The following is a 14,209-nucleotide window of genomic DNA, read 5'->3' on the forward strand; positions in this document are numbered from 1 at the left end:
GCTATCATAAAAGAAATAGACTGGAAAGGGTTGCCTTTTTTTGGATAAAGAGATAAAATATGCTTTTGTAACTGGTGCTAGCGGAGAGATTGGACAAGCAATTTGTTTATCCCTTGCGAAAGCTGGCTGGAACTTGTATCTTCACTATTATCAAAATAAACAAGCAGTAGAAACATTATTGCCACAATTACAAGCAGAAGAAGTAGATGTAATACTTATTCAAGCTGATTTTGATGATTTAGCAAGTTTAGCAGAAATGGAAAAGCAAGTTTTTCAAGTAGATGCTTTTATTCATGCAGCAGGGCAGGCTCACTATAGTTTATTCCAGGATACTACAGATACAATTATAGCTGAACTGTGGAATGTTCATATGTTCATGCCGATGAAATTAATCCGTACTTTTATGCCAAAGCTAATGAAAAGTAGCCAAGGAAGAATTATTTTCATTAGTTCAATATGGGGAGAAATTGGTGCGTCGATGGAAGTAGCGTACTCCACTGTAAAAGGTGCACAAATAGCCTTTTGCCGTGCGCTAAGCCAAGAAGTAGGACTGTCTGGAATAACCGTTAATGCAGTGACTCCAGGAGTTGTAGAAACAAAAATGATGGATCAATTTGCAGACGATGAGAAGGAAGTGTTACGTCAAGAAATCCCTTTAAAACGTTTTGCAAAACCCGAAGAAATTGCAGAAACTGTAGAATTTTTAACAAGTAAAAAAGCAAGCTATATCACTGGAGAAGTTTTGCGCTTAAATGGCGGTTGGCTTATGTAATTTTTAGCAAAAAAATGGAAATTTGAAATTAGTAATGGTAGGTGTTTAATTTTGACAGAACTCGGTGATAAACTGAAACAAGCTAGACGTGAAAAAGGACTCAGTTTAGATGACTTGCAACAAATAACGAAAATTCAAAAACGTTATTTAGTAGCGATTGAAGAAGGAAATTATGCGGTAATGCCTGGAAAATTTTATGCAAGGGCATTTATTAAACAATATGCAGAGGCAGTTGGGCTCGATAGCACAACGCTTTTTGACGAGTTTGAAAGCGAAGTTCCTGAAACACCGCAACAAGAAGTAGTAAATAACGAGCCAACACGCGTTCAAAGTAAAAGAAATCCAATTCCTGCACAAGCTGTAGGCAATCAGAGTAACGCTCGTAATCGTTTCTTTGATATTTTACCAAAAATCCTTATCGCTTTATTTATCGTTTTTATTCTTTTCATCGTATGGTTCTTCTTGCTTAATAAACAAGATAATTCCACAGAGAAAGTAAAAACAGACACAAGTAATCCTACTGTAAAAGTAGAAGATTCCACAAAAAACGAGGACACAAGTAAAGATACAGAGAAAAAAGATACGACATCTGACGAAGATAAATCATCAGATACAACGGAAAAAACAGAAGATACACCGAAAGAAGTGGAAGTGACTAAAGGAGAAACATCGGGTAATGCCACTACGTATACAGTGAAAAATACCGATAAAATGACTTTATCACTTAGCGCAACAGGTGATTCATGGATCGGCGTTTCCGATGCAAATGGCAGCACGATTCAAAATATAACATTGTCCACGCAAAATCCATCTACTGAAATTGATTTAGGCGACAACAAGACAGTTTCTATCGTTATCGGAAATTCTCCTGTTACTACCGTTAAAATCAATGGCAAACAGCTGGAACTAGCGCCGGATCTTGTTAAACAAGTCTTAACAATTAACTTAGAAGCGAGCGATACTAGCTCAGATGCTGAATAATTTGTTTTATATGGCGAAATCTGCTCATTAGATTTCGCCAACATTTTTTATAATTACATACTTTTTAAATGTAAAAAAGGAGAGAAAAAGATGAATTTACCAAATAAATTGACGGTTATTCGCATTTTTATGATACCTATTTTCGTCATTCTTTGTGTTGTACCATTTGACTGGGGGAGCGTTACTTGGCTTGATTCGACTATTCCAGTTACAAGTTTAGTAGCAACGATTATTTTCATCGTAGCAGCCCTTACAGACTGGTTTGATGGACATTTAGCGCGTAAGTATAACTTGATTACCAATTTCGGGAAGTTTGCAGATCCAATGGCAGATAAATTACTCGTAGCGGCAGCGTTCATTATTCTTGTAGAAATGCATATCGCGCCGTCTTGGGTAGTTATTTTAATTATTAGCCGTGAGCTAGCTGTTACCGGTCTTCGTTTACTACTAGTGGAAGGCGGCGAAGTGCTTGCAGCTGGTCAACTTGGGAAAATTAAAACATTCACACAAATGATTGCTATCCCGCTAATGTTACTAAACAATTTCCCATTTGCTTGGACTGGCATTCGCGTGGATTTAGTTTTCTTATATGTATGTGCATTCTTTGCTGTATGGTCAGGGATCGACTATTTCTACAAAAACCGTGGCGTATTCAAAGGTTCTATGTAATAAATAAAAAAAGCATACCATTGTGTGCTTTTTTTCTATACAAAAAATGAAATGGGGATGAAACATAATGGCAAGTGCAGAGATTATTGCAGTAGGAACAGAGCTATTACTTGGACAAATTGTGAATTCTAATGCAGCATTTATTTCACAAGAATTAGCTGCTGACGGAATATATGTATACCATCACACAGTCGTTGGGGATAATCCAGCACGTTTAAAAGAAGTGATTGAGATTGCTGAAAAACGCAGTGATATTTTAATTTTCACAGGTGGACTTGGACCGACAGAAGACGATATTACGAAACAAATTTTAGCCGCCCATTTACAAAAACAATTAGTAGAAGATGAATACCACATGCACAAAATTACCGAGTATTTCGCTTCCAGAAATAAACCAATGACGGAAAATAATAAGTTGCAAGCGGTTATTATTGAAGATTCCATTGTTCTAAATAACGACTATGGTTTTGCGGCTGGGATGTACTTGAAAGAGAACAAACATACCTATGTATTACTTCCAGGACCACCGTCTGAAATGAAGCCAATGTTTACGAGTTATGCAAATCCACTACTTTTAAGCGAAAGTGGTGATCAAAACATTTTAGAATCCAAAATTTTGCGCTTTTTTGGCATTGGAGAATCCCAATTAGCGGCTGATTTAAATGATTTAATTATTACACAAGTCAACCCAACAATTGCGACTTATGCTGGCGATAATGAAGTAGTTGTCCGAATTACGGCAACTGCTAAAACACAAGAAGAAGCAAGCGCACTCGTTCGCGATACCGAACAAGAAATACTTCGTCGCGATGGCACTTTTTTATATGGTTACGGAGAAGTTTCTTTATCTGAATTAGTGACGGCAATGCTACTAGAGAAAGAACTCACAATTTCAGCTGCAGAAAGTTTCACTGCTGGCTTATTCCAAGCCGAAATTGCTCGTTTCCCCGGCATTTCTAAAATTTTCAAAGGTGGAATGGTAACTTACAGTGCAGAAGCGAAACAATCTATTTTAGAAGTTTCCCCTCAAACAATAAAAGAAAAAGGCGTTGTAAGCGAGGAATGCGCAAAAGAAATGGCTGAAAATGTAAGTCGCCTTTGTAATACTGATATCGGTGTTAGTTTTACAGGTGTTGCGGGGCCTGATAGTTTAGAAGGACATCCAGCAGGGACTATTTGGATTGGATTGAGCGTGAAAGGTCACAAAACAGAAGCGTATCAATTTGTGTATGGAAGAGATAGAAACCACAATCGTCGCCGCGCAGTAATGCAAGGATTTCAGTTGATTAAGCAGTTTTTAGATACAAATAAATGATTTTCGCTAGTAGAAAATGAAGAAACAGCCTGAAAAAATCAAAAATAAGCAATAAAAAAGTATTAGACGAACGCCGGAAATCCCGTTATAATGGGAAAGAAAGCAGCCGGTGCTTACACAAAATAAAAAATACGAATAAATGTTCGCTTTTTGCTTGCTTCTCACTCTAAAATGCGTTATAGTAATTCTAGGAAAAACATTCTGACTGTTTTTTGAGAGAGAAGAAGTAGAAAAACAGCTATTAGGATATTTATGAAGGAGGCAACATTGTGAATGATCGTCAAGCGGCATTAGACCAAGCTTTAAAACAAATTGAAAAACAATTCGGTAAAGGTTCCATTATGAAATTAGGGGAACATTCAGATCAAAATATATCTACTATTTCTAGTGGTTCATTAGCATTAGATATTGCTTTAGGAGTTGGCGGATACCCTCGTGGTCGTATTATTGAAGTATACGGACCAGAGAGTTCTGGTAAAACAACAGTTGCACTTCACGCGATTGCAGAAGTACAAGCGCAAGGCGGAACAGCAGCATTTATCGATGCAGAGCACGCGTTAGATCCAGCTTATGCCAAAAATCTTGGTGTAAACATTGATGAATTATTATTATCCCAACCAGATACAGGAGAGCAAGCATTAGAGATTGCAGAAGCTTTAGTTAGAAGTGGCGCAGTGGATATGTTAGTAATTGACTCTGTTGCAGCACTTGTACCACGTGCTGAAATCGAAGGTGAGATGGGTGATGCACACGTTGGTTTACAAGCTCGTTTAATGTCTCAAGCATTACGTAAACTTTCTGGTGTTATTAATAAATCAAAAACCATTGCTATCTTCATTAACCAAATTCGTGAAAAAGTCGGCGTTATGTTCGGTAACCCAGAGATTACTCCAGGTGGACGTGCGCTTAAATTCTACTCGACTGTTCGTTTAGAAGTTAGACGTGCTGAACAACTGAAACAAGGTACAGACGTAATGGGTAACAAAACAAAAATCAAAGTCGTAAAAAACAAAGTAGCACCACCATTCCGTATTGCTGAAGTAGACATCATGTACGGTGAAGGTATTTCACGCGAAGGCGAGCTTGTTGATATGGCCGCTGAAGTGGACGTAATCAATAAGAGTGGTTCATGGTATTCTTATAAAGAAGAACGTATCGGTCAAGGCCGTGAGAATGCCAAACAATATCTGAAAGAACACACTGATATTCGTGATGAGATTTCTAAACGCGTTCGTGAAGAATACGAAATTGATGGCAACAAAGAACCTCTTGACGAAAACGAAGAAACTTTAAGCTTACTAGATGATGAATAAATAATTGCTAAATACGTGATGGGAATTTACTTCCTGTCGCGTATTTTTTGTTATTTTAAAAAAACTAAGGAAAATAAGCTGACATTTCATTCCTTTCCTTGACATTGTATGCTTTGACCTATAAAATTAAGTTGTATATTTTATATTGCTGGGAGACAAGGGGGAAGTTTTTCCTTTGAAAATCGGCTTCAACTGAATGGGGAGATTAGCACTCGGTTGTTGATGAAAAATACGCATGTGCCAGAATTCTGGCCACCGACATAACAATAACGAAAATTGAATAGCAAAGGAGGTGTAAGGATGACAATCGCAATCACGATCATCTCCAGTTTGCTTTTCTTAATCGTCGGTCTAGTTGTTGGTTCTCTAATTTTTAAATCTAGTACAGAGAAAAAACTGGCTGCTGCAAGGGGGACTGCTGAATTAATTGTAGAAGATGCAAAGAAAGAAGCAGAAACTACAAAAAAAGAAGCATTGCTTGAAGCGAAGGAAGAGAATCATAGGTTACGTACTGAAATCGAAAATGAACTTCGTGGGCGAAGAACAGAGACACAGAAAGCAGAAAATCGCTTATTGCAAAGGGAGGAAAACCTCGACCGTAAAGATACTTCTTTAAGTAAACGAGAAGCTACACTTGAAAGAAAAGAGGAGAGTATCAGTAAACGTCAACAACAAATTGAAGAGAAAGAAAGCAAACTAGCTGAGATGATTCAAGCGGAGCAGACAGAACTTGAAAGAATTTCTGCGCTCAGCAAAGAAGAAGCGAAATCTATCATCCTTAACCAGGTAGAAGAGGAATTAACACATGATACAGCTATCATGGTCAAAGAATCAGAAAACCGGGCCAAGGAAGAGTCGGATAAAAAAGCAAAGAATATTCTCTCACTAGCTATCCAGCGTTGTGCAGCTGATCATGTGGCAGAAACAACGGTATCTGTTGTTACCTTACCAAATGATGAGATGAAAGGACGGATTATCGGACGTGAAGGACGTAATATCCGTACGCTTGAGACACTAACAGGGATTGATTTGATAATTGATGATACGCCGGAAGCAGTTATACTTTCCGGATTTGATCCAATTCGACGTGAAATCGCTAGAATCGCCTTAGAAAAACTTGTTCAAGATGGAAGAATCCATCCAGCTCGAATTGAAGAAATGGTGGACAAAGCCCGTAAAGAGGTGGACGAACACATTCGTGAAGTCGGGGAACAAGCAACATTTGAAGTTGGAATTCATTCCATTCATCCTGATTTGATAAAAATTCTTGGCCGCTTGCGTTACCGTACTAGTTACGGACAAAACGTTCTTAACCACTCGCTCGAAGTTTCGAAACTTGCAGGAATTCTTGCAGGAGAGCTTGGCGAAGACGTTACGCTTGCTAAACGGGCCGGACTACTTCATGACATCGGTAAAGCAATTGACCATGAAATTGAAGGCAGTCACGTTGAAATTGGCGTGGAACTTGCTACCAAATACAAAGAAAATGATGTGGTAATCAATAGTATTGCTTCCCATCACGGAGATACAGAAGCGACTTCTGTTATCGCAGTATTGGTTGCAGCGGCGGATGCACTTTCTGCTGCAAGACCAGGAGCTCGTAGTGAAACGCTTGAAAATTACATTCGTCGTTTAGAAAAATTAGAAGAAATTTCTGAGTCTTACGATGGTGTAGAAAAATCTTATGCAATCCAAGCAGGACGTGAAGTACGTATCATCGTTGAACCAGATACAATTGATGATCTTTCTTCTTACCGCCTAGCTCGTGACATAAGAAAACGAATTGAAGAGGAATTAGATTACCCGGGTCACATCAAAGTGACTGTAATTCGTGAAACAAGAGCAGTTGAATACGCTAAATAATAATGAAGAGATACATCGCAAATTTATTTTGCGGTGTATCTTTTTTTAATCGGTTGCCTAGCTTGCGTAAGAACGGTATAATCAAAAGATAAACGAAAAAGGGAGGCGGAGTTTTTGAGTGAGTGGAAAATTTTGCCGATGCTAAAAGAACACTATCCTGGCGTTGCTGCGGTTCACCAAGAAGGCATCGATACAGGAAATGCTACTTTTCAAGAAAAAACACTTACGTTAGAAGCGTGGGATGAAAAGTACTTAAAAGCTTGTCGATTAGTTGTCTTAATGAACGACGAAGTAATTGGCTGGGCGGCATTACTACCATTTTCAAGTATGCATGCTTATCGCGGAGTAGCTGAGTTAAGCATTTATATAGCAAAAAGCGCTCGTGGAAAAGGCGTTGGAAAAGCACTGATGCATGAAATCATCCAGACAAGTGAACAAAATGGCTTCTGGACATTGCAATCCTTAATTTTTCCAGAGAATAAAGCTAGTATTGCGCTTCACCATACATATGGCTTCCAAACATTGTGCGTTCATGAAAAATTAGGTGAAATGAATGGTGTTTTTCGGGATGTCGCATTATTAGAACGTAGAAGTAATAGAAACGGAGAATAACAAAATGAAAATACTATTTATCGGTGATGTTGTCGGCTCCATCGGCCGCGATGCCATTACAGAATATTTACCACAATTAAAGAAAAAATATAAACCAACAATCACCGTGATTAACGGCGAAAACGCAGCAAGTGGTCGTGGAATCACAGAGAAAATTTATAAAGATTTCCTAGAACTTGGTGCTAATGCAGTCACGCTTGGAAATCACACTTGGGACAATCGTGATATTTTTGAGTTTATCGAGGATGCTAAATACTTAGTGCGCCCTGCCAACTTTCCGGATGATACGACTCCCGGAACTGGTATGGTTTTTGTGAAAAGCAATCAACATGAAATTGCTGTTATCAACATGCAAGGTCGAACTTTCTTAGCGGATTTAGATGACCCATTCCGTAAAATGGATGCATTGATCGAAGAAGCGAAAAAACGCACTAACATTATCTTCGTGGACTTTCATGCGGAAACAACAAGTGAAAAAGAAGCAATGGGCTGGTATTTAGATGGCCGGGTGACTGCTGTGGTTGGCACGCATACCCATGTGCAAACGTCTGATAACCGCATTCTTCCAGAAGGAACTGCTTATTTGACGGATACTGGTATGACTGGTCCGTACGATGCTATCCTTGGAATGGAAAAGGAAGCCGTTATTCGTCGTTTTAAAACAGCTTTACCAACAAGATTCGAAGTTCCTAAAACAGGCCGTGCAGTCTTGTCTGGCTGTTTGATCACGCTTGACGAAAATACTGGAAGAGCACAAAAAATTGACCGAATTCTCATCAATGAAGACCACCCATTTTCCTTTGATTAAGAATGGAGATGAAATTGTGACAGTTTCAAAAGAAGAAATCATGAAAAAAGCAACCGAACTTCGTGATGCATTGCAACAAACGGAAGAAGTATCTTTTTACCGGATTGCCGAAGAGAGAATAAATGCCAATTCTAAAGTATCAGCGAAAGTTTCTAAAATAAAGTTACTTCAAAAAGAAGCAGTCAACTTAGAACATTATCAAAAACTCGAAGCAATGAAGCAAACCGAGAACCAAATTGATAACGTTCGTGCAGACATTGACTCACTCCCGATTGTAACAGAATTCAGACGCGCACAAGAAGACGCCAATGATCTTTTGCAGTCAATTACAACGGAGATTACAACAAAAGTCACAACCGAGCTTGAAAAAGAAAATTAACCTTTTAAAACTGCCAAAACACCGGCAGTTTTTTTCTTTTGTGGTCGCGGGAGAATGAAAGTTTATGCTATAATGAGAGGATGAAAAAGAAGTAAGGGATGATGAGATAATGACAGAATATACACCGATGATTAAGCAATACTTGGAGATCAAAGACAAATATCAAGATGCTTTCTTATTTTTCCGTTTAGGAGATTTTTATGAAATGTTTTTTGAGGATGCACTGAATGCTTCTCAAATTTTAGAAATTACATTAACTGGTCGTGAAGGTGGAACGAAAGAGAAAATCCCGATGTGCGGAGTTCCATATCATTCGGCGAGCGGTTATATTGATACGTTAATCGAAAAAGGATATAAAGTAGCTATTTGTGAACAAGTCGAGGATCCTAAAACGACGAAAGGCATGGTGAAGCGTGAAGTAGTGCAATTGATTTCACCAGGAACCGTTATGGATGAACGCGGCTTAAAAGCAAAAGAAAATAACTATATTGCTTCCCTTTATTGCTATGAAGGCAAAGAGTATGGCTTTGCTTATTCCGACTTATCGACAGGTGAATTAAAATCAACCGTTATTGAAGCTAGCGAAGATCGTTTGATTAATGAGCTAACGACACTTTCAACAAGAGAATTGATTGTTTCTTCCTCGGAAAAAGAAGTGCTTTCAGATGTCATGAAGGAGCAACTAGGTTTAACTTTTTCTGTGCACGAAGAAGATACGATTCCAGCCGAAAATGAGAAATTAGTAACGCGCCATATGTCATTATCAGAAAAACGAGCTATCGGCAAATTACTACATTACTTAAAAGAAACGCAAAAGCGGGATTTAGGTCATTTGCAACAAGCTGTTCATTACGAAACGAGCAATTACATGAAAATGGACTATTATTCCAAACGCAATTTAGAATTAGCAGAGTCGATTCGTGGTAAAGGACGTCAAGGCACGCTGCTATGGCTTTTAGATAATACGCAAACAGCTATGGGCGGGAGAATGCTCAAACAATGGATTGACCGTCCACTAATTGACCGCAAAAAAATTATCGAACGTCAAAATGATGTTAGTGAACTAATGGCTCACTTTTTCGAACGCTTAGAGTTAGTAGAAAACTTGAAAAATGTATACGACCTAGAACGCCTTGCCGGTCGAGTTGCATATGGAAATGTCAATGCGCGCGATTTAGTACAACTGAGGAATTCGTTATATCAAATTCCACGCATTCGTGCAACGCTATTATCGATGAATAGCGAGAGTCTCACAGAACTTGCGAATCAATTAGATCCGTGTGAAGAATTAACGGAAAAACTGGAAGATGCCATTATGGATTCCGCGCCGATTTCCATTCGTGAAGGCGGGATTATTAAAGACGGCTATAACAGCCAATTAGATACGTACCGCGATGCAAGTCGTAACGGAAAAACGTGGATTGCTGAATTAGAACGGAAAGAACGCGAACTAACGGGCATTAAAACGATGAAGGTAGGCTTTAACCGCGTATTTGGCTATTATATTGAAGTTACCCGAGCAAACACGCATTTGCTCCCAGAAGGCCGCTACGAGCGTAAGCAGACGCTAACGAATGCCGAACGTTATATTACACCAGAACTAAAAGAAAAAGAAAAACTCATTTTAGATGCGGAAGAAAAGAGCATGGAGTTAGAATACCAATTATTTACAGAAGTACGCGAAATGGTAAAAGACTACATAGAACGTCTGCAAAAATTAGCGAAGTCTGTAAGTGAAATCGATTGTCTGCAAAGTTTTGCAGATATTAGCGAGAAAAACCATTTCATTCGTCCGACACTCAGCGAAGACGGTTCCTTGCACGTTAAACAAGGTCGCCACCCGGTTGTAGAAAAAGTAATGGGGGCGCAAAGTTATGTCGCAAATGACTGTGATTTAGATGAAAATCGGGAAATCTTGCTTATAACTGGTCCTAATATGTCAGGTAAAAGTACGTACATGCGCCAAGTAGCCTTAACGGCAATTTGTGCGCAAGTCGGTTGCTTTGTTCCTGCCGAAGAAGCGACATTACCAATTTTTGACCAGATTTTCACACGAATTGGTGCAGCGGATGATTTAATCGCCGGCCAAAGTACGTTCATGGTCGAGATGCTGGAAGCGAGAAATGCCATCGTCCATGCGACAAAAGACAGTTTAATCTTATTTGATGAAATTGGTCGCGGGACAGCTACTTATGATGGAATGGCACTTGCGCAAGCGATCATTGAATATATCCATGAAAACGTCCATGCTAAAACACTTTTCTCCACACATTACCATGAACTAACAGATCTCGAGAAAGAGCTAAGAGGTCTGCAAAATATTCATGTTAGCGCCGTTGAAGAAAATGGTAAAGTAGTATTCCTTCATAAAATTAAAGAAGGCCCAGCAGATAAAAGTTACGGGATTCATGTCGCTGAGTTAGCGGAACTACCAAAATCATTAATCGAACGAGCAAGCCGTATTTTAGAACAGCTTGAAAGCGACGATAAGAAAATAATTATCACAAACGACAAACAACCAGAACAAGTTCACGAAGAAGTTCAACTATCCATGTTCCCAGTAGAGCCAGAGAAAAAAGCATCATCGAAAGAAACCAAACTACTAAAAGAAATTGCTTCTATGAACATTATGCAAATGACGCCAATGGATGCAATGAACAAACTATACGAACTTCAAAGTAAAGTCCATTAAAATAGAAAGGCGGGTTTTTAAATGGCTAAACATATTGTCGAATTAACGGATGCTTTATCCAATAAAATAGCTGCCGGAGAAGTAGTCGAGCGCCCTGCTTCTGTTGTCAAAGAATTAGTAGAAAATGCTATTGATGCAAAAAGTACGGTCATCGATATTCTAGTGGAAGAAGCGGGATTGAATAAAATTACTATTATTGATAATGGTAGCGGCATTGAAGAAGAAGACGTTGCAACAGCCTTCTTGCGCCACGCCACAAGTAAAATCAAAAACGAAGCAGATTTATTCCGCGTGCATACTCTGGGATTCCGCGGCGAGGCACTTCCAAGTATCGCCTCAGTTTCCCATTTGTCACTGGAAACTTCTACCGGAGAAACTAAAGGGACAACGATTTCCTTAGAAGGCGGGAAAATCATCGAACAAAAAAGCGGGCACGCTAGAAAAGGGACACAAATCGAAGTATCCCAGTTATTCTTTAATACGCCAGCCCGCCTCAAATATTTAAAAAGCTTACCAACAGAACTAGGTAATATCACCGACATTCTCAATCGCCTAGCTTTAGCACATCCGGATATCAGTTTCCGCTTTTCGCACAACGGGAAACCATTACTGCAAACTAACGGCAATGGTGATTTACGTCAAGTGATTGCTGCGATTTACGGTGTTTCAATTGCGAAAAAATCGATCCCTGTCAAAGCGGAGTCACTCGATTTTAAAATTTCCGGATACGCCGTGTTACCAGAAGTGAATCGTTCCAATCGTAATTATATTTCGACCATTATCAACGGCCGTTTTATTAAAAATTTTGCATTAGTAAAAGCCATTCAAGAAGGTTACCACACGCTTTTACCGATTGGTCGCTTTCCGATTATCGTTTTACAAATTGAAATGGACCCGATTATTGTAGATGTCAACGTTCACCCTGCAAAGTTAGAAGTCCGTTTAAGTAAAGAAAAAGAGCTTGGTCAGCTTATTAGTCAAATGATTAAAGCTGCCTTTCATAAGTTACAACTAATTCCAGATGGTGAAATTTCTAAAAAGCAAAAAGAAGTTCAAAAATCCGAGCAAATTCAAATGTCCTTTGAAGAGAATAAACCGCCGAAAGAAGTACCAACCCTTTTTTCCAAACCGGCTATTCCAGAATATGTTCCTTCCGATGAGGATGCTCCGCGGGAAGACGACTTTATTTTAGAAACGATGCCGCCATACGAATCAGCACCTCAAACGGAGCATGCAGAACAACCGAAAGAGCGCATCCCAAAAATGTACCCAATCGGTCAAATGCACGCTACGTACATTTTTGCTCAGAATGAAAATGGTTTATATATCATTGATCAACATGCGGCACAAGAACGAATTAAGTACGAATTCTACCGTGAAAAAATCGGCGAAGTTAGCCGCGAATTGCAAGAACTACTAGTACCGATTGTGCTCGAGTTCCCGGCAGATGAATATGTTCGCTTAGAAGAACAAAAAGTTAAACTAGAAGAAGTGGGTGTATTCCTAGAAAACTTCGGACAAAATAGCTTTATCATTCGTGCGCACCCAGCTTGGTTTCCAAAAGATCAAGAAGAAGAGATGCTCCGCGAAATTATCGACGAAGCATTATCCGCACCAAGTATCAGTATTCATAAACTAAGAGAAGATACAGCGATTATGATGAGCTGTAAAAAATCAATTAAAGCCAATCATTATTTAACAACGCAAGATATGGAAGCGTTACTCGACACACTTAGAGAAGCGAGCGATCCATTCACTTGTCCACATGGTCGGCCCGTGATTATTCAGTATTCGACCTATGAACTAGAAAAAATGTTTAAACGTGTCATGTAAAAGAGGAGGAAAAAACTTGGAATTACCATTTTCCGGTCAATCTATCATCCCAGCTGCACATAATCAAAAAGATATGGAGAAAATTTTAGAACTTGATTTGACTTATATGGTGATGCTCGAAACGCATGTTGCTCAACTCAAATCTTTAGTCAAATACGCGCAAGCTAGCGGGAAAAAAGTTTTACTACACGCCGATTTAGTGAATGGCTTGAAAAACGATGATTACGCAATCGACTTTTTGTGCAAAGAAATTTGTCCAGATGGAATTATCTCGACTAGAGGAAATGCCATTATGAAAGCAAAACAGCACAAAATGCTAGCAATTCAACGTCTTTTCATGATTGATTCAAGTGCTTACAACAAAGGAGTAGCCTTGATTCAAAAAGTGCAACCAGATTGTATTGAACTTTTACCAGGGATTATCCCAGAACAAGTACAAAAAATGACGCAAAAACTGCATATCCCTGTTATTGCAGGTGGATTAATTGAAACGAGCGAGCAAGTTGATCAAGTAATCGCGAGCGGGGCAATCGCCGTTACAACATCCAATAAATATTTATGGTGAAACAGAAGCTAAGTCGTGTAGCATTAACGGCTTAGCTCTTTTTTTATGAAAAACAATGAAAACGCTATATATTGCTGAAAAGCTTTGAACTGCAAGGGTTTAAGCGTTTTCCAACTGTTCTATAGAAATAAAGGTTTTTCAAACTGTATCATAACAGATAGGGGTGTTTGAAGTGGTACAGTAAAAATAAAGGATTAAAATAAAAACAAAATTAGAATCATGATAAACTAGGAGAATGGCTTTACATAGACGATAACGCCCTTTATAAATTAAAATGTCACAAAAAAGTCATAAAAAAGTTTGAAAAATATTGCACAAAACTGTAGCATTTTTTGGAGAATATGTTATGATAACAGTGTAGATTATTTATAAATCAGTTTGCTCAAACAAGCACGCTCGAGAATGAA

The 14,209-nt window shown here is 38.8% G+C and carries 12 protein-coding genes; all 12 read left to right on the forward strand.

Annotated elements, in window-relative coordinates; translation table 11 throughout:
- Nucleotides 1-40: 40 nt before the first annotated feature.
- The 12 genes from ymfI to HCJ30_RS05860 all read left to right on the forward strand — a co-directional run bounded on the left by ymfI (nt 41) and on the right by HCJ30_RS05860 (nt 13,802).
- Nucleotides 41-772, forward strand: coding sequence for an elongation factor P 5-aminopentanone reductase (gene ymfI, locus HCJ30_RS05805; protein WP_185391329.1), 732 nt, complete (start codon nt 41-43; stop codon nt 770-772).
- 51 nt (nt 773-823) lie between these two features.
- Complete coding sequence (locus HCJ30_RS05810) at nt 824-1,753, forward strand: helix-turn-helix domain-containing protein (RefSeq protein ID WP_185391330.1); 930 nt, start codon at nt 824-826, stop codon at nt 1,751-1,753.
- Between the two features lie 90 nt (nt 1,754-1,843).
- Nucleotides 1,844-2,422, forward strand: a complete 579-nt coding sequence (pgsA, locus tag HCJ30_RS05815) for a CDP-diacylglycerol--glycerol-3-phosphate 3-phosphatidyltransferase (RefSeq protein WP_003723921.1) — start codon at nt 1,844-1,846, stop codon at nt 2,420-2,422.
- A 67-nt stretch (nt 2,423-2,489) separates the two neighbouring features.
- Nucleotides 2,490-3,737: a competence/damage-inducible protein A gene (locus HCJ30_RS05820; RefSeq protein WP_185391331.1), complete on the forward strand. Its 1,248-nt coding sequence runs from the start codon at nt 2,490-2,492 to the stop codon at nt 3,735-3,737.
- 269 nt (nt 3,738-4,006) lie between these two features.
- Entirely contained in the window at nt 4,007-5,050 is a 1,044-nt protein-coding gene (recA, locus tag HCJ30_RS05825) for a recombinase RecA (RefSeq protein ID WP_008947774.1), read from the forward strand.
- Nucleotides 5,051-5,350: 300 nt separating this feature from the next.
- On the forward strand, nt 5,351-6,913 hold the full coding sequence (gene rny / locus HCJ30_RS05830) for a ribonuclease Y (RefSeq protein ID WP_003721904.1): 1,563 nt from the start codon (nt 5,351-5,353) through the stop codon (nt 6,911-6,913).
- Nucleotides 6,914-7,027: 114 nt separating this feature from the next.
- On the forward strand, nt 7,028-7,525 hold the full coding sequence (locus HCJ30_RS05835) for a GNAT family N-acetyltransferase (protein ID WP_185391332.1): 498 nt from the start codon (nt 7,028-7,030) through the stop codon (nt 7,523-7,525).
- 4 nt (nt 7,526-7,529) lie between these two features.
- Nucleotides 7,530-8,333, forward strand: a complete 804-nt coding sequence (locus tag HCJ30_RS05840) for a TIGR00282 family metallophosphoesterase (protein ID WP_185391333.1) — start codon at nt 7,530-7,532, stop codon at nt 8,331-8,333.
- A gap of 16 nt (nt 8,334-8,349) precedes the next feature.
- Nucleotides 8,350-8,712 (forward strand): YlbF/YmcA family competence regulator, encoded by a 363-nt coding sequence (locus HCJ30_RS05845; protein WP_008947779.1) that lies wholly within the window; start codon nt 8,350-8,352, stop codon nt 8,710-8,712.
- A 109-nt stretch (nt 8,713-8,821) separates the two neighbouring features.
- Nucleotides 8,822-11,404, forward strand: coding sequence for a DNA mismatch repair protein MutS (gene mutS / locus HCJ30_RS05850; RefSeq protein WP_185391334.1), 2,583 nt, complete (start codon nt 8,822-8,824; stop codon nt 11,402-11,404).
- Nucleotides 11,405-11,425: 21 nt separating this feature from the next.
- On the forward strand, nt 11,426-13,237 hold the full coding sequence (mutL, locus tag HCJ30_RS05855; RefSeq protein WP_185391335.1) for a DNA mismatch repair endonuclease MutL: 1,812 nt from the start codon (nt 11,426-11,428) through the stop codon (nt 13,235-13,237).
- Between the two features lie 16 nt (nt 13,238-13,253).
- On the forward strand, nt 13,254-13,802 hold the full coding sequence (locus tag HCJ30_RS05860; protein WP_185391336.1) for a glycerol-3-phosphate responsive antiterminator: 549 nt from the start codon (nt 13,254-13,256) through the stop codon (nt 13,800-13,802).
- The last annotated feature ends 407 nt before the right edge of the window (nt 13,803-14,209 follow it).

The organism is Listeria cossartiae subsp. cossartiae (assembly GCF_014224155.1).
Lineage (GTDB): Bacteria > Bacillota > Bacilli > Lactobacillales > Listeriaceae > Listeria > Listeria cossartiae.